At 48.4% G+C, this 20,612-nt stretch carries 17 protein-coding genes and 1 tRNA gene; 11 read left to right on the forward strand and 7 right to left on the reverse strand.

Going from position 1 to position 20,612, the window contains the following annotated elements:
* The first annotated feature begins 171 nt into the window (after window positions 1–171).
* Window positions 172–1,848, forward strand: a complete 1,677-nt coding sequence (locus JW885_14430; GenBank protein ID MBN1883361.1) for a response regulator — start codon at window positions 172–174, stop codon at window positions 1,846–1,848.
* A gap of 259 nt (window positions 1,849–2,107) precedes the next feature.
* Here JW885_14430 and JW885_14435 read toward each other — a convergent pair whose 3' ends face one another.
* A complete protein-coding gene (locus JW885_14435; GenBank protein MBN1883362.1) occupies window positions 2,108–2,668 on the reverse strand; it encodes a response regulator in 561 nt (186 codons plus the stop codon).
* Between the two features lie 1,175 nt (window positions 2,669–3,843).
* Here JW885_14435 and JW885_14440 point away from each other — a divergent pair.
* Window positions 3,844–4,563 (forward strand): hypothetical protein, encoded by a 720-nt coding sequence (locus JW885_14440; protein ID MBN1883363.1) that lies wholly within the window; start codon window positions 3,844–3,846, stop codon window positions 4,561–4,563.
* Between the two features lie 349 nt (window positions 4,564–4,912).
* Here the strand turns inward: JW885_14440 and JW885_14445 are convergent, their stop codons facing one another.
* From JW885_14445 to JW885_14455, 3 genes are all read right to left on the reverse strand, one after another.
* Window positions 4,913–5,371 (reverse strand): 4-vinyl reductase, encoded by a 459-nt coding sequence (locus JW885_14445; protein ID MBN1883364.1) that lies wholly within the window; start codon window positions 5,369–5,371, stop codon window positions 4,913–4,915.
* Window positions 5,372–5,392: 21 nt separating this feature from the next.
* Window positions 5,393–5,539, reverse strand: coding sequence for a hypothetical protein (locus JW885_14450; GenBank protein ID MBN1883365.1), 147 nt, complete (start codon window positions 5,537–5,539; stop codon window positions 5,393–5,395).
* A gap of 231 nt (window positions 5,540–5,770) precedes the next feature.
* Entirely contained in the window at window positions 5,771–6,673 is a 903-nt protein-coding gene (locus JW885_14455) for a DMT family transporter (protein ID MBN1883366.1), read from the reverse strand.
* A gap of 226 nt (window positions 6,674–6,899) precedes the next feature.
* Between JW885_14455 and JW885_14460 the strand changes: the two genes are divergently transcribed.
* Both JW885_14460 and JW885_14465 read left to right on the forward strand, forming a co-directional pair.
* Entirely contained in the window at window positions 6,900–8,063 is a 1,164-nt protein-coding gene (locus tag JW885_14460; protein MBN1883367.1) for a hypothetical protein, read from the forward strand.
* Between the two features lie 208 nt (window positions 8,064–8,271).
* Window positions 8,272–9,330, forward strand: a complete 1,059-nt coding sequence (locus JW885_14465) for a mechanosensitive ion channel family protein (GenBank protein ID MBN1883368.1) — start codon at window positions 8,272–8,274, stop codon at window positions 9,328–9,330.
* 70 nt (window positions 9,331–9,400) lie between these two features.
* On the opposite strand, the gene JW885_14470 is transcribed toward JW885_14465, so the two are convergent.
* The gene (locus tag JW885_14470) at window positions 9,401–9,880 is read right to left on the reverse strand and encodes a hypothetical protein (protein MBN1883369.1); all 480 of its coding nucleotides are present in this window, start codon (window positions 9,878–9,880) and stop codon (window positions 9,401–9,403) included.
* 201 nt (window positions 9,881–10,081) lie between these two features.
* On the opposite strand from JW885_14470, the gene JW885_14475 reads away from it, so the two are divergent.
* Window positions 10,082–10,156, forward strand: a tRNA-Thr gene (locus JW885_14475).
* A 509-nt stretch (window positions 10,157–10,665) separates the two neighbouring features.
* Window positions 10,666–11,157, forward strand: coding sequence for an L-2-amino-thiazoline-4-carboxylic acid hydrolase (locus JW885_14480; protein ID MBN1883370.1), 492 nt, complete (start codon window positions 10,666–10,668; stop codon window positions 11,155–11,157).
* 36 nt (window positions 11,158–11,193) lie between these two features.
* Here JW885_14480 and JW885_14485 read toward each other — a convergent pair whose 3' ends face one another.
* Window positions 11,194–11,385 (reverse strand): hypothetical protein, encoded by a 192-nt coding sequence (locus tag JW885_14485; protein ID MBN1883371.1) that lies wholly within the window; start codon window positions 11,383–11,385, stop codon window positions 11,194–11,196.
* A gap of 355 nt (window positions 11,386–11,740) precedes the next feature.
* Between JW885_14485 and JW885_14490 the strand changes: the two genes are divergently transcribed.
* From JW885_14490 to JW885_14505, 4 genes are all read left to right on the forward strand, one after another.
* Window positions 11,741–12,358, forward strand: a complete 618-nt coding sequence (locus JW885_14490; protein MBN1883372.1) for a zinc ribbon domain-containing protein — start codon at window positions 11,741–11,743, stop codon at window positions 12,356–12,358.
* Between the two features lie 924 nt (window positions 12,359–13,282).
* Entirely contained in the window at window positions 13,283–13,894 is a 612-nt protein-coding gene (locus tag JW885_14495) for a hypothetical protein (protein MBN1883373.1), read from the forward strand.
* A 69-nt stretch (window positions 13,895–13,963) separates the two neighbouring features.
* Window positions 13,964–14,398, forward strand: coding sequence for a hypothetical protein (locus JW885_14500; protein MBN1883374.1), 435 nt, complete (start codon window positions 13,964–13,966; stop codon window positions 14,396–14,398).
* A 616-nt stretch (window positions 14,399–15,014) separates the two neighbouring features.
* A complete protein-coding gene (locus JW885_14505; protein ID MBN1883375.1) occupies window positions 15,015–18,710 on the forward strand; it encodes a PAS domain S-box protein in 3,696 nt (1,231 codons plus the stop codon).
* 180 nt (window positions 18,711–18,890) lie between these two features.
* Here the strand turns inward: JW885_14505 and JW885_14510 are convergent, their stop codons facing one another.
* A complete protein-coding gene (locus JW885_14510; GenBank protein MBN1883376.1) occupies window positions 18,891–19,592 on the reverse strand; it encodes a DUF4386 domain-containing protein in 702 nt (233 codons plus the stop codon).
* Window positions 19,593–19,748: 156 nt separating this feature from the next.
* Between JW885_14510 and JW885_14515 the strand changes: the two genes are divergently transcribed.
* Window positions 19,749–20,480 (forward strand): hypothetical protein, encoded by a 732-nt coding sequence (locus JW885_14515; GenBank protein MBN1883377.1) that lies wholly within the window; start codon window positions 19,749–19,751, stop codon window positions 20,478–20,480.
* The last annotated feature ends 132 nt before the right edge of the window (window positions 20,481–20,612 follow it).

A 20,612-nucleotide genomic window follows, 5' to 3' on the forward strand; every position in this document is an offset into this window, starting at 1 on the left:
GGGAACAATACAACACCCCCTTAAAAACTCTTCGCTTTCGCCGGCGATACTATCAGTATTTTACCCACATTATGATATTGTACGATAATGAATAAATCTGCTTGTTTTTTTTTGATATTTTTTATATTATAGCATTTACGTTCTTACTGTGACCCAGCTATCGGTGCAATCATGAAACTTTCTGGAAGTCTCGAAAAAAACAAACTTGCAGATATCCTTCGGGAAGTAAAGCGCGACAATTTAACGGGCGTATTGGCGGTCAAATCCCAGGAAGGTTTTGGGACGATTCATTTTCTCAACGGCATAATCGTGAAGGCTTACTCTCCGACCTTCAAGGAACGTATGGGGAGGAGACTGATCGAAAAGCGTCTCATAAGTGAAAAGGACCTCCGAAAAAGCCTGATGTTTCAGAAAAAGGAGGCGCCGAACACACGCCTGGGCGACATCCTTCTCAAGCAGGGATTCATCACAGAAGACAACCTGAAGAGCACCCTCAAGGAAATCATGGAGGATACTTTGTATTCCATGTTTTTCTGGGACGGCATCTATCGATTCGAGGATGAACAAATCGATGATGAAGAGGTGGAGCTCTCTGTGGATGTGGACGAGTTCCTTGAGGAAATCGACCGATCTTTTTCAAATATGGAAATCGATTTCCTCTCCGAGGAACATGACGAGGACATGCCGGTAAAATCCGTTCCAACCGATCAGGCGAACATCAAGGACGAGATTATTAAATCAATCGAGAACGTGGCCAACAGCATTTCCTCATTCTCTCCCCAGGAATTGGTCATCCTGGTGGAAGACGAAAAACTGATGCGGACCATCTTCGCTGATGGATTGATGAATTTCGGCTACACGGTGGAGAGCTACGACAATCCGACGGAAGCCCTGGAGCGCATCAACAGCCTGGAGTTGACCCGGGTGTCTCCGGTGCTCATCCTTGACCTGGTTATGCCGGGGATCAAGTCAACCGTTGAGATTTACGGCGGTCTCGAGCTCCTCAGCGAAATCAATCAGAACTTACCCCAAATACCGGTCATCATCATTACCTCCATCAATGATACGGAAATCCGGCTCAAATCGCTCTTTATGGGCGCCAGCTATTTTCTCAATAAACCGGACAAATCCCATCTCAGCAGCAACCTGTTGAGAACGGGTTTGGATCAGTTCGTGGAGGAACTGTCGCTCTGCGTCGAGAACCTGTTTCGCAACAAGCGCATCCACAACGAAAAAGAACAGCTTGCGTTCATTCGGGAACAGCTCATCAGCGAGCTTCTTGACGCAAAGCTGGAGCTGGGAAGCGCCGAGCGGGAAATCGAACGGGACATCTTCGATTTGACTTATCTGAAAAAGACATCGAAGGAGCTGCTCAGAAAACAGAGCTTCGCCTTTATTTCGGACACTATCTTTAATTTCCTGAAAATCGATCACGATCGCGGATTCATCGCCGTACTGAAGAAGGCGGATATGAGCTATTATAAAGGATTCTCCAAGAAGGGCGGCGACAATATCGAAAAACTGAATCAGACCTCCTCGGCATTTTCAATGGGTGTGTTGGAGTTGGATTCGTTTGAAGAGGTGGTCACCAAGAGGACATTCTATTCCGGCAAGATGAGCGACTCGGATTCTGAAAAGCTGCACAAGCACATCGGGGGCTACCTGCCGGCAAACTGCCTGATTATCCCCTTTGTGGTGTACGATAAAACCGTGGCGATACTCTATTGCGATGACGAGTCCGGCACTGTCGCCGACAAAAACCTGGACCAGCTCCAGATCCTCGCAAACGCCGCCTCCCTGGCAATGCAGATTACCATTCTTAACGAGAAGATCGCCCGAAAAAGCTGATGCAACCGCACCGGCTTTTTTTGCCGAAGACGTATTAAAAAACCGGCTTCTTCGTAAAAAACGAAGAGCCGGTTTTTCATGCGATGAAGTACTTTCAAACGGGAACAGACCGCCCATCAATGCCTCCCCGTCGACTTCTCCCCCTTCCTTCCCATCCCCACCTTCCCCCCTCATCCGGGAGACATGACTGGATTCGCGAGATGCTCAAACGTCTATCGTTTTTGGATCGGCCTCCCCCTGTATTGGAATCCCGCCGGTTCTACCTCTTGAGAAGCCGTATAACCTCCTCCCGCAAATGAAACAGAGCGGTGGGCCCCTTGTGAACGAAGGAGTCGGTCATTTTTCGAACGGCCAGCGGAACTTTTTCCTCGGACATCACCGTGTACATGACCACCTTAATATCCTCGGATGAGCCTTCCGCCACGCCTTTCTTGATGGTCCTGATAATATCAAGCCCCTGGGGATTGCCGATGCCCAAGAAAATATCCACAATAACCACCAGCGGGTGGAGCTCCTGTACCAGCCTCAGTCCGTCTTCGGCCGTTTCCGCTTCCACAACAGCGATACCCTCCCCATTGAGGGCCTCACTAATTTGCGTCCTGGCGAATTTGGAATCTTCAATGACAACAACACGGGGCTTCGTCGAGGACGGGAGCCCCCTATTTTCATTCGGCTGTTTATCCCTTTTCCCAAGTTTTACCTTGAAGGTGGTGCCGCACGAGGAACAGATGACACTTTTCCCCGACTCCGGAACCTCTGACGGGTCCATGTAAATATCTTTACTGCAGCTCGGGCAAATAACCCTTACAAATTTCGCCATATAACACTCTTATACGTGTCATGTGAAAAATGAACGCAGCACTCCCCAAATTCGATACGTTCACTCATACACATAAGCAAACGCAAGCGCAATTATACCACAAACAAATCAGACAATGCCACTGTATCGTAATATTTTTTACCTTTTTTACTAAAACTTTTCGGTAACAATAACAAACAAAGCCGGAAAATATCATATCCGCCCACATGTATCCGTGATATTCGTTCAATTAATTGTCATTCACCACCCCCTTACACCCCACGCCTCTTTCACCCCGCCATTCAGTCGGTTTTCAGTCGGCCGGGATGACAGCGCCCTTGACCGACATGTATTCGATCCCGATCGGCAGTCCGAACAATTGACGTGAATACCTGTCCTTACCCTGCCGTCGTCGGTATGCGTCATTATCTCTTTTTGACACACTAATACCCCGATCTCTTTCAATATGATGTGTCGTGTATGCCTCTCTTTCCACATCGTACTATGGAAGCGAATCGTCTATAAAAGACGCTTGAGCAAGAGAAATTTTAATAAGACACTGTCAAAAAAGCAAGGTTTATTTTTCTTTTCATGGGTGATGTCTCCCCGGTTACAACGAAAAAACAGCCCTCCGCATGGGAGAAAACACCCGTTTTCATAGATATCCTGACCACCCCCGTTTTCCCGCTTGGTTTTTCCCTCATGCACCACGGGAGGGGAGTATACGGGAAATGACATGCGTCCGTCTTATGCCGTGTATTATCGGGGCGGCGCCCCCCGGCCGGTTCATCCTGTCTCGCATTGAAAATGGATCAGACCTCTCTATATGTTTTCTCTTATATGATCACTTTTTCCATAAGCGTTTTTTCACCCTCGATGTGCCTGCCAGAGCGATGCCCCGGTGGTATTGATCATCGCCGAAAGGCGACACTGTGGAGTCGATCGAATATATCCTCCCGTATGTACTTCTTTCACGGCTTGAGTATCCCCGGGGCTGCCGTTGTCCCTGTACATGCAGGAAAATACACCGGGAAAAAACCCGGACGTGAAACACCTCATGTACTCCATGCATGAAAAAACAACCACTATTACAGATCTATACTATTTGATGGCATTGTGATATACTCAGCGACGTCGATCTATTGTTGATCAATCCCGTTATTGTTCACTCAGTTCGGAATAAAGGATAGCGGAAAATGGGCGTCATACTCATACTCTTCGGTATTACACTCTTCGGGCTTTCGTTCCTCTATTATCTTGAAACCTCCGGCTATATTCTGATGTTCTCCGGTTTTTTGCTTTTCATACTGGGTTTGAGGAATATCAAGACGCGAAAACGGGAATCGATACAGAACGATACGGAAAAACGGGTTGTAACGATCGCCGACGATTCGAGATTTCCCGTTAAAAACTGTGCGAATCCCAATTGCGACAAGGAGATCAGGATTGACGTCAATCACTGTCCTCACTGCGGCTGGAAGTATCAATATTTTTACAGCATGAAGGTTTTCAGGCCGGAGGATAACGAGACATTTATGACGCTTGTAGACGACCTTTCGAAGAAAACGCGGACACAGAAAGAAAAGATCGCAAAGAAATTGACCGGTGGAATGATCATGCGATACTCGTCTCTCGACATCCTGCTGGGAAGCAAGACCTCCTTCGAGAAGTTCGGCTGCACGGTGGAAGTGATACACGCCCTGACGGTCTTCAAACCCGCGAAGTACGATCGGGCCCTGAATCTGATTAACAGTCTGTCCAAACAGACCGGCCGTACTCCCGACGACCTCAATCGTCAGTTGGAAAACGGCATGATTTTCAAATACACCGCACGGGAGACAATGGCGAAGAGCCGTCAGGTGTTCGAAAGCTTCGGGTGCACGGTCATGGCCGGGGAGCTTATTCCGTCTCCATAAGCGGGTGTGTGTTTCTCCCGATGGATACCGATCGGCAGGCGATATTAAAAGACCCGATATCGTCCCGGGCGTACCCTGAGGGTACGTTACCGTCACCCGACATCCCGCTGCATTGAACAACGATACCCACCAGGAGAAGCCCTGTGTGTTCTCGTTTCCCACGGGTTTTTTATATCCATACGGAAAAGACGGGGCGTGAACATCGCCCCGTCTTTCATATACGGATATCAATCCGCCTCCCCTCTCTCATATCACCTGCGTTATCTGTCCTATAAAAAACCGGTACCTACAGCAACTCCTCGGTGGTGATCTCCGCCGCCGGCTTTTTCTGTAAGAGCTCCCGGAATCGCTACTGACGTTCCAACATTTTTGATGAATGGGTCATGATGAAGGTGCAGTGCTTATCTCCCGCCGCGGCGCAGGACACCTCCCGGGCGTCAAGGGGGATATTGAAGCTTTCCGCGCACCAGCCGGAAGAATACCCGGCGTTAATAAAACAGACCGGGTGGGACGATGTAATGTTATCGGACATAAAAACCTCGGCCTCAAAGGAGCCGGGGTGATGATAGGTCAGGATATAATCTTCGTCCGAACGAGGAGCGCTAAAGGGAAGAATATCCACGAAAGCCCAGCCGCTGTACGCGAAATAGATGGGCCCCGCCGCCAGTCGTTCCATTGGATCCACAAGACCGAACCTCTCGTGAAACGCCCTGGCTTCGTTTCTCCCCGGGGCCTGGCCGAACCTGTACAGAATTTGCTCGGATTCCTTCTCGCCGAATATCTCGGTCACGGAATCTCGAAAGGTCATGGCCAGTCCACGGGCCTGGGTCTACATGAACCGAGTCCCGTTTACCTGAATTCTCCCCCATTCGGGAATCGTGGTGATATCTGAAAAAAAGCCCTTGATTTTCTCCTCGGCGGACGCGAAGGCCGGCTCCAGTTCCTTGGGTACTCCCGCCGCTTTCAACTCGCTCATCATCCACTCCTTCAGGTGAATTCCAATGGGATTTTGAAGACGAAGACGACATTAGAATCATACCATCACGGCTTCTGTGACAATAATCGGAATATCTTTTTGTATTCTCGAATGGAAATGGGATCTCCGTATTTTCATTCAGCTTGTCCCACAAAACAGTAAACTTCTAATAAAGATCATGTGATAATTCAGGTATGGGTCGTCACCACGCCTTTTCTTCGCGGATTTGGTTTACTCCGGGACGACAAACGCCTCTCTCGACTTGACGTTGACGACCAGAATTCCCACGGCGATACAGACAAGTCCCGTCACCAGACGAACCGTCAGCTCATCATTCATACACAGCACCCCCAGTACGACACCGGATACCGGCATCAGAAAAACAAACGTGGACAACGTGCTCGCCTGGTATTTCAAGAGAAGGTGTGTCCACGTCAGGTATCCGAATCCGGCGACGATGACCGCCTGGTAGAATATCGCCGCCGCCACCTTCGGGTTGACAACCACCGACTCACCCCGCTCCAAGACCAGATATGCGGCGACCAATATGTACACGCCGATAATCATCGGGACGAGCACCACCGTAATCGGGTCCCAATCCTCGAGATGCCTCTTGATATAGACGGTCTGACTCGCCCATAAAAACGCCGTCACCGTCATCACGGCATCCCCCACGAGCGTTTGCGACCCCCCGGTCTCCGACCGTGAAAACAAAAAGACCACCCCGACAAAGGCGAGGAGAATGCCGATAATCTTTCGGGGCGTCAAACGATCGTCTGTGAGAAAAAAGTGGGCGAAAATAGCCACATAGAAGGGCTGGAGATTCATCAGGATGGCGCCGTGGGAGACGGTCGTATTGTTGAGGCCGATATACAAGAGAGAAAACTGGGCGCCGAAAATTGCTCCCACCACACACATATGCCGCCAGCCGCCTTTTTGGACGACTATATTAATACCCACAATGCGGGAATAGGCATAGATCACCAGGGCCGATATGGTAAACCGCACCGCGGCCAGGGCGATCGGCGGCATCCAGATCAGGGCGATCTTAATGGGCAGGGCGTTCGACCCGAACAGGAGGCAGAATAATACCGCCAGTGCGGCGCCCCGGGCATTCATTGGCTCATGAGACATGAGGCATACCATATCACCGGGGAAGATGTTACGCAAAGCAAAAATTGTCCCCCTGAAGTCACCAATTACGTGTCGTTCTTTCAAAGAGAAATAATTTGCGCCGGCATTATCAGTTCTGATACAATGAGTCGACCATGTTCCCTTATACTTACATATATTTATTAGTGTATGAGTGCATCCCTTTTTGGTCAACGGGGAACGTACGCTATGTGTTACGGAGGTCATTATGCATCCAAAAGAACGTGTGGAAAAGGCTCTCAATCATCAGGAACCGGATCGAGTTCCGACCATATCGTGCATCGATGTGCAGAAGCATGTCTATGATATCTTGGGCGACACACCCGACAATTCGTACAAGTATATAACCAACCCGATCACCGCAAAAATCATAGACATCACCGCCCCCATCCTGAACCGCATCGGCATCTTTGAACGGGACGTAACGGAGTTCATGCTGAAAAAACTGGAGTCGGATATCATAATGGGATACGATGCGTCCTGGGCGTTATATGCAAACATTTTCCTTTTTAAAGACTCCAAAGAGATGACCGACGTGTACGGACGCCTCTATAAGATCGTCGATGACGGGTACGGGAATATGGACACTCCCATGTATCTGAACGGCCTTTTCACGACCCCGGAGGACTGGAAGAAGTTCAACAAGAAAAACTGGGAGGCGTTGCCCGAGAAGATGTACAAATTCAACAGCCTCATCCAGAAGAAATTCGGGGACGACATTTTTCTTTTTGGCTCGGCTTTATACGGCCTGTTTGAAAACACCTGGCAGCCCTTCGGATTTTCCACTTACACCCGCCTGATCAAAAAGGAGCGGGGCTTCATGGAGGATATGATTGAATACAACAAGAATATCTATCTGAAGTTTATCGACGTCTCCGTGGACGCGGGCCTCCCCGGATTTATCTATTCCGACGACCAGGCCTACAAGTCCGGCCCCATGCTCAATCCGAAGACGATGGACGAGCTTTTCGGCAGGGCCTTCACGGAAATCACCGATCACGCCCACAAGCGCGGCATCAAGATCGTTATCCATACCGACGGCTGGACCATCCCCTTGCTTCCCTACTACGTGAAATGGGGCTTCGACGGACATCACTCCCTGGAGCCGACGGCGAACGTGGACCTGGCCGAATACAGAAAAACCGTGGGGCATGACCTGTCACTCCTGGGTCACCTGGATATCGCCCATGTTCTCTCTCACGGCACCCGCCAGGAGGTCTTCGATCATGTGAGGGAGTCCATTGAAAAGGCTGGAAAGGGAGGCGGCCTGATTCTGGGTCCCTGCAATTCCCACGCGGATATCAAGGTTCAGAACATCCGCTGGATGATGGAGGCGATCGAGGAGTACGGTAACTACCCGCTGTCGTCCTGATGTTTGTGGAAGTTATCTGTGGCGAGAAGATCCATTCACGGCCGTCGCCGCTGCCTCATTCGTCCGCACCATGGTGAAAAACAGGCACATCCCCCTTGCACTCACGGGCATGTGATGTTACAATTTCGCCCCTGTACCGATTGCATCGATACAGGGGCGATGAACGTATTCACTCACTGCATGTTACATAATCGGAGGAAATGACCGTATGGAACAATTCATGTCATTCATCTCCCAGGAGTTTTTCGGCAATACCCTTGACCGATATCTGTATTTCTTCCTGGTTGTCATCGGCTTTACCCTGCTGGCAAAAATCATCTATCGACTGCTCAAACATAATATGAGGAAGATCACCCACCGCACCGCCACTCATATCGACACGATGATCGTCGATAACGTGGAGGAGCCGCTGGTGCTTATCCTGATCGTCGCGGGATTCCACTTCGGATTCAAGATCCTCACCCTCACAGAAGGCGCGAAGGCCTTCATCGACCGGGTGATACTGGTGGTGTTTCTGTTGGTGATTACCTGGCTCATTATCAGGCTTCTGGACGTAATCATTAAGGGAATACTCAATCCCCTTGTGGAAAAAACCGAATCAAAACTGGATGATCAGATCATCCCGGTGGTCTCGAACCTCATGAAGGCGGCCATCTGGATTATGGTCATTATTGTGATGCTGTCGGAGCTGGGCTATGACGTCTTTTCCCTGATTACCGGCCTCGGACTGGGGGGCGTTGCCATCGCCATGGCGGCCAAGGATACCATCGGCCATATGTTCGGGGGCTTCAATATCTTCATGAACAAGCCCTTTCAGATCGGCGACATCGTCAATTTCAAGGGCACCGAGGCGGTGGTGGAACAGGTGGGCATACGTATGACCACCATGCGCACGTGGGACAACACCCTCATCTATGTCCCCAACAGCGACATCGCGAACTCAATGCTGGAGAACATCTCTGCACGGAACGGGAGGCGTACAGTGCACGGCATCAGGATTTGCGGGGACACACCGGCTGGGAAAATCGAAGCGGCATGCGCGGAGATCGTCACGGAACTGGCGAAAAACGACGGGCTCATGGAAAAGCTTCGCTGCCACCTCTATACCTTTGACGACTATGCGCTCTCGATTCGAACGGAGTTTTGGATCAAACTGGACGTAAACTACTTCGATATCAGGCATCAGTGCAACCTGACGATCAAGGAGATACTGGAAAAACACGACATCAGTCTGGTCTCCCCGATGCCGGAGCAGGTGCGCTCATAACCACGGAGAATAATCCTGTTGCGCATGTAAAGAAGCGGCACATCGCGGATTCCCGCGATCCCTGCCGCTTCTAATGCATTCTGACCGATACCTTCTTTTTTCGATAGCTCCAGAGGAAATAGACGTAGAGCCCCGCAAACAGGAGATCCACGGCCCCGAAAGCGATATAGGCAACGCCCAGCCCCAGACCGAGCGCCGCCCACACCAGGTACGCCCCGGCCCACGTGCGTAACCCCACGCCGAATATCGGTATGTAGAACTTGTATTTTTCGTAGTTGACGAACGGGAAGAGGTATCCCAGTCCCACGAAAAACATGAACATACCGTTCACCTTCATGTGGGTCATGGCCGTCATCCTCAGGCCCGGCGGCTCTCCGGCGACGGGCACGGACGAGAGGTTACACAGATTCGGGTCCAGGGCGCTTAGGACGACATAGAGAATCGGATAGACAAAAAAGAGCCCCAGCCCCGCCAGCATGTCATAGACGCCCCCGGCGAGGATAGCGCCCCGATACCCTCGGGACACATACGCGGAATCAATTCGTTCCATACCAACTCCAAAAATTGTCGCTTCATCGACATGCTATCACGGAGGATGAGTCCATCGCAAGGTATTTTCTTCTCGGATGGAGAGGTCGACACGGCCGCCCGGGACGACGCTAAATCTTAGTAAAATGCTGTATGTTTGAACAAATCGAGCCGTATAGGTCTTGACAAATGTGGGGAAAAAATATAGAGTACGTTGTCTTCAGCCGGAGTAGCTCAGTGGAAGAGCAGCTGATTCGTAATCAGCAGGTCAGGGGTTCAAATCCCCTCTCCGGCTCCAGTGATTTCAAGGGGTTGCGGGTTTTATCCCGTGACCTTTTTTTGTTTGTAAGCATATATAATCTACAACTTTTGCACCGTATTTCGTACGTATTTCCCGTACAAATATATATTTCATGGTCATACTAAAATCTTTATGACCAAGAAGTTGTCGGATGGTCTTAAGAATAAAAGTTGATTAAACGAGAAATTCAGCATTCTCGAATTGATGGAATCTCGGAGGTACTATTTTCTAGAGATGCACAATCAACGGGCTCTCACAACAAAAACTCTACGATATCAAGAAAGCATACAGGGAGCACGGCATTGAGGATCTCATGGAAAAGACGCCAGAACCGAGAAGAATAAAGGGTGACCGCCCAGCCCGAAAGATGTTGACAGCGCCAAACCCAGATATTAGAATTCAGCAAGGAATGGCTTCTTTTTTTGCATCACCCCGGCTCTTTTTCACATATACAACGCCATCAGCTTATGAATCCACGCGTTACAACCGACGAAACTGGAGAATATATGTCAAAAATATCAAATGTACCCAAGAAAAACAATTTTTTAGTCAACGCTATCAGAGGATTATTGGAGCATCGAGCGACATGGCTGTACCTTCTATTACATGAAGTGGGTAAGAAAGGAATTACCTGGGAGGAGGTTGGCTCTCCGGCTGTCAGGGCATGCGGTCACATGCACGGGCAGGATCTTGTGGATTTGAGCGGAACGCACAGTCTGAAGGGATTGAAAAAGAAGTTGTTTACCAAACCCGCTCAAATTGTTTTTGAAATGAAGATTTTAAAATCCACCGACAATGAGCTGTTTATAGATTTCGGATTCTGCCCGCTGGTAGCGGCCTGGCAGAAGCTTGGATGCAGTGATGAAGAGATTTCCAGGCTTTGCGATATCGCCATGGAAGGAGACAGGGGAATTGCAGAGAGTTTTGGCGGAAGACTGGAACTGGGCGATACCATTGCGAACGGCCATGAATGTTGCCAGGTTCGGTTCAAGAAGTAAGATGACCGGCAGTAATGAGGCAACAGACTGCTAATCTTACCTTTGCTTCTTCCTGATCTCCGCCAGGTAATCCAGCGCCTTGTCCAGCGTAACGACGTTCAACTCATACTCTTCGATCAACCGCGCCCGGACATCCTCGTCATCGGTCTTCAATATCTCATCCTGCTTGAACATAAGCGCGATGATGGCAAGGGCATAGTTGTCCTGAAACTCTCTCGATGGAATCATCCAAATCACCTCCTCCCGGAAAAAGGCTAACCCAAAAAAGCGGACTATGAAAGTCCGCATCCATGCGTCGGGATCGCTCCCGCCAATTCCTCTGTAATGTTGTTTCAGGCCGGAAAAGCCCGTAAGTACCCCATATCAGATTTTATATATAGGGTGTGAAATGGCTGTTACCCCCTTTGCTATCATCCTCTCAAAGTGAGGCAGGGTTATATCCACTTTGATATGGTTTCCTTATTATCTGGGAGTGGTAACTGGCATTTAATGGTTTCGATTAAAAAAGTATTGACAGTTGGCCTCAATAAAAGTTACAAATATTTCGAAATAATGTATGCAAATATTTCAAAGGATAGAAGTGATGATATCTATTACTGGCTTAGAGAAACATAATTCAAGGAGAAATTTTGTAAAGAAAGGTGGAGCTTTCATTTTATCGTTTTCATCATTATTAGGAATTATTCCAGTAATAAATGATCGCTTTATTAGTACTGCTTATGCAATCAACTTTTGTCCTTATTGTGGAACAGAATTGCCTCCAGGTGCTAAATTTTGCCCAAAATGTGGGAAGTCACTTGATTTTGGAGGAGAATCAGATACTCCCCTGATTGGTGAGCATAAATGTGAAATGAGCGCTGATAGGTCAGAAGTATCAGGATATCTAACTGGGCCTGGTGATGTGTGTTCTTTTACTTTAACATTAGAATCTTCTCCAAGTGTTGGAGTAACTGATGTTGTAGAAATCCTATTCTATGGACCTGATGATGCGGAATTCAGGGTAAAATGGGGTCCTCCCTATAGAGATCAAAGTTTTGAAGAAATACAGTCGGATTATACGATTTTTGGTTCTCCAAGTCCTGAATTAAGAATAAAAAACTGTTATAAGGATCATACTATGGTTGTTAACTTTGAAGTTTATTCAAAAAAAGGGTATGGTGCTTGGCATGCAGAAATTTCATGGAGTGTAAGTTATATTTGAACTTAATATTATATGCATATTGTTCTTTTATAGATGTATATAGTTTAAGATAATATAGTTACTATATGTGACCATATAAATCACACATTTACTCTTTAAATACCGAAAACTATATAAACCAGTAGTACCACTCTATTCCCATCCCGGAGTGGTAACAATGGATACATACTATCTTTCAAAACTGGACATAATCCTGAAAGGACTTTTAGAGAGCCAGAAATCGAAAACTATAAAAACCCTGACGACAGAAATATCTCCGCAACCTACACTAACAAAAACAAAACACCACACTAATCATCGATCTACTCTACGCACAGATCGATGAGCGACACGCCCTGAAACACAAAACCCTCAAAAGCCTGGAAGACCAGATCATGAAGGTCCAGAGACCCTTCCCCAGGCGTCCGGCGGCTATCACGATAGTCCCTTTTTGAAGGCCTCGCCGGAAAAGACCTGGATCGACCTGAAAAAGGAAACGAAACCGGAGATTCCTCTACGTCTTTAAGGTCGACTCCCGCCCCGAGGCGCTCTTTTACACAGTGAAGGAGTATCCGAAAGATCTCTTCTCTCTCACCAAAAGAGCCCTTCCCTCCTCCCACAATCAGTCCCGAGCCGATGTATGTTTCACCGGTAATGCCGAATACGATGATGACCGGGAACAGGATCCCATCGACCCTCGCCTAGACCCGGGTCGATGGTTCAAGGCCGCCGTTCGCCGCCGTTATTCCTCCCCACGCCGCATCGGCTGCGGTACGACCGTTCGGGGGAGTTGTACTGTTTATATAACGCGTTGTCTTTTCTCAAAAAACACACATCTGATATTATAGTATTTATATAATGAATAATTCATAATAGTGTTGACCCGAATGCCGTATTTTTTTATACTATCATCGTACGTATCGGTACAGGTGAGGACTCTTTACCGTGAAGAGGAACATACATGTCACCGCCCTGATAATTGTTTTTTCACTCTTTCTCTGGACACATCTCGCCGGGCAGGAGATATACAAGAACTATGATGAAAACGGTGTCCCCGTCTACACGGATACCGGAACCGGCGATCCTCATGAGGTGTTTATGAACACCACGCCTCTTTCCAATATTCCGCCCGATGATTACGCGGAACCGGAGGACACCTCACATGAAGCGGAAAGAAATATCTATGACTTCTTGAGCATTGAAACGTTACTGAAAGAAGCGGAGAGATGTTACACGGAAGGCGAATTTGAAGAGGCTGCTGAAATATACACATACGTCCTGAAGAGGACGGATGACACGAGCCTCTATCCATTCATATACTATTCAAGAGGGAATTGCTATTATTCAATTGTTATCAACACGATATTCAAATTCAGTGATGATATCAAATTGAAAAATGAGGGCAAGATCACCGATATGGAGTTTCAACAGCGTAATATTGAGAGAGAATGGGTTATTCATGAAAATGAGATAAAATCGTATAACGATCTTGCCATGGCATGTTATTTGGGTGAACCGAGGGGATGTGACATCTTAGAGATTTACCCATTCAAATAGGTTTTTCCCGTTTGAATCGATTCACCGGAAGAATCCTTTCCGGTCGGTTTCTTTCAGGAGGGTACAGAAATGAAAAAGGGTATGCTTCCACTGGTAACACTGTTTCTGTTTTTCATAGTTTCATCAACTGCACTCTGTGATGACTATATCGAGAGACCCGCGTATCTTGTGTACGAAAGCGGATGCACCGACCTGACTCTCGACGGCTATGGATGCAACTACGTCACATCGGGGTCAAATGAAGGGACGGTAACCGCCTACATACGAATCAAATCGTATGTGAGAAACCCCGGTGCGGTCTGTTTCTTTGTCATTGTCAATTCCTCGTCCGGTGAAATCCTGTACCAAACTAAACGAAATTTTAATATCAAGGGGATGGGAGAGCCGGAAAGATGCTTTTGTCGTACTCCCGCCTGGGACAATGAAAATGTGACGGCCTATATCGGGATCGATTGTTACGGCACCATGATGATTGATGATTTTATCTCAAACTATGTCAAATAGTCGACTTTAAATACATCGACGCATTGAAGTATCACACAACAGATACATTTCAATATAAAAAATGCGCGTACGCTTCTGTTTCGACAAAACGGTGACGATTTTTCCGAGCGGTTTGGTCGATACGTCTATCCGACCCTTTATGAAAAGAGTCATCTCCATACACGGACACAGGCGTGGCGTGCGACTGTCCTCTCTGTATTTCGGGTATACATCCAAACCAACCGTATGCCACAACGAAAACACAATACCGCAAGAGATGGAGGTGAACACGGGACGGGCCCGCCATCATCAGGATGAGCATATACAACACTCCAGAGTCTCAAGGCTCCGCAGGATGTCAAGCTTCCTGCACCTTCGGACACTCCTTTGTCACCCGCCTTCTCAATAACACGAATACGCGTCAAAACCGAAGCAACTCCTCGGCCACACTACGATCAAGAGTACCGAATAGTATTTGAAATATACCGTTCAGGTTATTCGGGAGAAGAACGCGGAAGTGTATAGGTGATACATATCAGGGAAAAAACAATTCTTGATAAGATGGGCATTATCACTTAAAATATACTAAATACATAAAAGCGTAAGAAACCTTGGATCGATGAAGAGAGGAGCGGCTATGGATACCGAGAAGAAGCTCATCCTCTGCCGGTTGACAATCGCCGTATTGATGACGATCCTGGTTTTTCATGTCGGCGGCCGATCGCCGTGTGAAGCACGGGAAATCCATCCTCGGGACGATCATCACATCAGCCTCGTTGCCATTATTAACGATAACGTGTCGGCCGTGATTCCTTCAGATCTCGAAACGGGATTCGAAAATCCCTTCCCACCGGCGGAATATCTTCGAGACAACCCGGCTAAGGAGCACAACGATGATCCCGGTACCCGCACGGTACGCGTCGGTATATACCAAAATCCCCCAAAGATCTTTATTGACGAGAGAGGCCTCCCTGCGGGTATCTTCGTCGATCTCCTGAACGAAATCGCCAAAAAAGAAAACTGGACCCTGATATATGTTCCGTGTAAATGGTCCGACTGCCTTGAGGACCTTGAAGAGTATCGGATCGATCTGATGCCCGATGTCGCCTATTCCCCCGAGCGCGATGAGAAGTATGATTTCCATGAGACCCCGGTTGTTGACAGTTGGTCGCAGGTGTACGCCAATGCTTCGACTCGTGTGTCAACGCTGTCGGATCTCGACGGACGGCGGATCGCCGTGCTCAAGAAGGGAATTCAGGAGGGAATCTTCGAACAGATGATGAACGGGTTCGGTTACACGGTGACGTTTGTTGAGGCCGAGACATACGAGGAAGCGTTCTTTCTGGCGCATCACGGCTATGCCGATGCCGTGCTTTCCAACCATTTCATTGGAGACTACTTGTACCAAAACTATGAATTAAAGAAAACCCCCGTTGTCCTTAACCCGTCGTCGCTCTACTTCGCCACCGCCCAGGGACGCAATCCCGAACTCCTGAGTGCCATAGAGCGTAATTTGGACGAATGGCGAAGTCAGCCCGATTCCTACTATTACAGGACTCTGGCCGGCTGGTCGGAAAAGCCCCCCGAGCCGGCTGTGCCGCGCTATATCATCTGGATCATCGTCATCACCGCAGGATTTTTGGTCCTGTCGGCGGGGATCATTTTGCTTCTTCGTGGGCAGGTCAGGGCAAAGACCAAACACCTTATTGAGGCAAACGAATCGATTCGTAAAAGCGAGGAAAAATACCGCTTACTTGTCGAGAATCTCAACGACGTCATTTTTAACCTCGATGCACAGGGGAATATTACCTATATAAGCCCTGTCGCCGAGGGTATTTTCGACTACAGTATAAAGGAGGTTATCGGAAAGCCATTTTCCGAATATATCCATGCCGACGACCTTCCTGGTCTCATAATAAGCCGCGAAGAAACAACCGACGGCGTGTTCAATCCCTATGAATTCAGAATGATAGACAGGGGCGGCTCTATTCATCATGTTCGAACTTCCAGCCGGCCCATTGAGAGGAACGGTCGACACGTCGGCATGACAGGTGTATTGACCGACATCACCGGTGAAAAACAGGCCGAACAAGCGCTCAGAAAGAGCGAGGAGATGTATCGGACGATCCTCCATACCATGGAGGACGGTTATTTTGAGGTTGATCTCAGGGGGAGGTTCACGTCCTTTAACGAGTCAATGAGAGAGATGCTCGGATACGATCCGGAAGAGATAGTGGGGCTCAACTATCGGCGGTATATGACCAGGGAAATTGCCAAAAAGGCCTCTTTGACGTTTCATGAGGTATTCCGAACGGGAGTTCCCGCAAAAACCGCGGGCTGGCGGCTCAACAGAAAAGACGGGACGACGATAGAAATTGAGACTTCCATATCTCTTAAACGGAATAATTCGGGTGATCCGGTCGGCTTTTTCGGAATTGCCCGCGACATCACAGAACGCAAGCTCGCGGAGGAGGCGCTCAAGGAGAGCGAGGAACTTTTCAGAAACATGTTTCATTACCATGCAGCGATAAAGCTGATCATTGATCCCGATACCGGGAGTATCGTGGACGCCAATGAGGCCGCGGCGAACTTCTACGGGTGGTCGATTGAAAGACTGAAACAGATGAAGATCCAGGATATCAACACACTTTCTTTCGGAGAAATCAAGCAGGAAATGGGGAATTCACGGGGTGGTGAACGAGCCAGTTCTGAATTTCAACACAGGAGGGCGGACGGTTCCACACGAGACGTGGAGGTATTCAGCAGCAAAATAGAGGCGCGGGGAAAGGAACTGCTGCATTCTGTGATTCACGACATCACCGACCGCAAACGGTACGAAGAGGCCTTGAGGGAATCAGAGGAGAAGTTTCGCAATTTCTTTGAAACAAGCAGAGATGTCATTTATATAAGCGATGTTGATGGAATTTTTATCGACATCAATCCCGCCATGAGGGATTTATTCGGGTACAAACAGGAAGAGATCATCGGCCAACCCGTCCAGATCATCTATCGTGATCCAGATGAGTATAAAAGGTTTCAAGAGCTGATCACCCGTGAAGGATTTGTCAAGGACCTGGAGATTATATATAGGGATAGGGACGGAATAGATCATTTCTGTCTGGAGACCGCCACGGTTCGGAGGGACGGCTCGGGGAACATCATCGGCTATCAGGGATTCATCAGGGACAATACCGAACGGGTGCACATGCAAGAGCAGTTGATACAGGCCGAAAAGCTCTCGAGCCTGGGCGGGATCCTCTCCGGCGTCGCCCATGAGCTCAACAACCCGCTCACGGCCATCATCGGCAACGCTCAGTTACTGTTGAGACAAGAAGTCACAGGGGAAATCAAACAGAAGCTCGACACCATCTACACGGAATCTTTCCGGTGTACGAAAATAGTGGGTGGATTGCTGGCTTTCGCCCGGGAGCACAAACCGGAACGGATCATGACCGATATCAACAAGATCATCATGGAGGCATACACGCTCAGGGAATACGAGCTCAGGGTGGATGACGTTTCTCTGAAGACAGAACTGGATGAAACCACCGGTGAGATATCCATTGACCCCTACCAGATACAGCAGGTTCTCATGAATCTGATAAATAACGCACATCACGCGTTGCGGGACAAGGGGGGCGGCAACTTGATGATCAAGTCACGACGTGAGGGAAACAGTGTCGTCATCGAGTGCATTGACGACGGCCCCGGTATCCCGGATGAGATAAAGTGGAAAATATTCGACCCCTTCTTCACAACAAAGGAAACCGGGGAGGGCACCGGTCTCGGCCTCAGCGTCTGTTACGGCATCGTTAAAGAGCATAACGGGTCCATCGAAGTGGAGAGCCATCCGGGGTTTGGAACCCGCTTCATCGTGAGTCTTCCCATCAGCGTGGAGGGTACTTCCGAGAGTGAAAGTGTTTCATCAAAATCCATACCTAAACCGGAGGGAACGGTAACGGTACTCGTTATTGAGGACGAGCAATCCCTCCGCCGTTTCATTTCGGACGCTCTCCAGGCGGAAGGATACACGGTTACGTCCACTGAATCTGCGGATCGTGCCGTGGAAATTCTCAAAGATGAACAGTTCGATACGATCATATCGGACATGAAAATGCCCGGCATGAGCGGTCAAAATTTTTATACATACGTCCAGAAATATTATCCGCACCTTGCTGAAAACATCATTTTTATTACGGGCGATGTATTGGGAAAGGAAACGCAGAATTTTTTCAAGATAACAGGGTGTCAGTATATAGAGAAGCCTTTTGAAATAGATGATCTCATGATGGTTCTGGGTGAACTATTGCAGAGGAAAAGAAAAATACATTGAATACGAAAATGTCGATACCGGCATTGGAACGGGATACGGAAACCATATGTGGCACCCCGTCACCTGCTTTCTAGTAATCGAAGTTTCCCGCCATGTTGGAGAGACGGCATCCGAATCGTATATGTAATACATACGAGCCATGACGCTCTCCCATCCCCCATTTATCATCAATTTCATTTTTCATCGGAATTGAGTCCTGATACCTTTTCCCAAGAGCCACAAGCAGAAGGAAAGCTCCGCAATGACAGGGACGATATACACAGGTTCCATGAGTGATACATACTCGGGGAGCAGAAAGCGTGTGAAGCTCCCCGCAAGATAGACGACACCCGCCGCCTCCAGTCCATAGCCGAGAATCGACGGAAAGTAGTCCGATCTGACAACCAAATAGCCGAGGACAATGTTTGAGAGGCCGAAGAAGATCAGGCCGAGGTCGTAACCGTTGCCGTGAAGGCTCAGGAAAAACGACGCCAGCTCGTATACCTGGGCGGTCTCGAAAGAGCTTAGAGGAACGGTGCCGCCCAGGATCAGCAGGGGGGCGTATAAGTTCAGCAGGTTGAAGCCGAGCACGGCGGCCTGGGTCAGCCGGAAGGCGGCCGCCGTTAGAGACAGGGTATTGCTCACCGGCTTGAGCAATTGATACAACAGCACGGCGAGGGCGACGTCGCACAACAGCATAATCGCATCGGCTGCGAATCCAGCGCGGAACAGGGCCGAAGAAGCCAGGATGTTCTGAGCGGTCGCCGCGGCGTCTCCCGCCACGATGAGGCGTGCGCGGATGAACACCTCACTGGTGATGCCGAATACGATGATGATGAGATACAGGACTCCGGCGACCCGGGCGTGAACCCGTGTCGATGTGTCGATGCTGTTATTTTTCACTGCGATGACTCCTTATGCCACGATTCATTGGCCCAATCGTACGGGAGAATTATTTTTTTCCCTCTCTGGGAGTAACGACTAGTATATATAGTTCCAGTTCGAGTATAATCATATAGGAATTTATAAGAAAAATCGAACTACATTTATCAGGCTCACATGGATGAAAAAATGCTGGATGACATATTGCTTGCGAGGTTTATCGAATCCTTTTACGGATATGGTAACTATAATTCAAAATTTTGGTTTGTAGGGATGGAAGAAGGCGGGGGAAACTCGGAAAGTGAGATTCAAAAAAGACTCAATGTCTGGAAAACACGCGGATATGCCGAGTTGGAAGATGTGAAAGAATACCATCTTGAACTTGGTATTGACCGCTTTTTCAACGATAAGCCAGTATTAGAAAAAACATGGGACAAAATCATCCTTATCATCCTGGGGATTGAAGGCGGATCACCTTCTATTGAGAATCGTAAAAAATATCAGAAAAATGTTTTAGGCACGAAGACCGGGGAGTCATGTTTGATTGAATTACTGCCGTTACCTTCGCCGGGCATCGGGAAATGGGTATACCATTCAATCTCACGTCTCCCTTATTTGGAAAACAGAGAAACATATAGGGATTTTGTAAAGAAAAGCAGAATACAGAATATCAGAAGAAGAATCTCTGAATACACACCAAGATGTGTCGTTTTCTACGGCGCAACGTATAAACTACATTGGATCACAATAACAAACGGAATGACTTTTCATCCTCATGATATGCTGGATTTCGAAATGGCGGAAAATGATGATACGTTATTTCTCATGATAAAGCATCCTGTCGCTGCTGGTGTAACGAATGACTATTTCTATGATATTGGTCGCTGTATCAAAGAGAGAATCACGTAACTCGATGGAATAGCACGCATCCGGCAACGATGTCGGCGCCACTCAGGTGTCCTGAACGAGACTTGAGTTGACAGTGGCCGTACCTCCCGGCATGTCAATGGCGGTTACACAGTCATAACCTGCCGATCCAGA

It is taken from the genome of Candidatus Zymogenaceae bacterium (assembly GCA_016931225.1).
Classification (GTDB): Bacteria; Desulfobacterota; Zymogenia; order Zymogenales; family Zymogenaceae; genus JAFGFE01.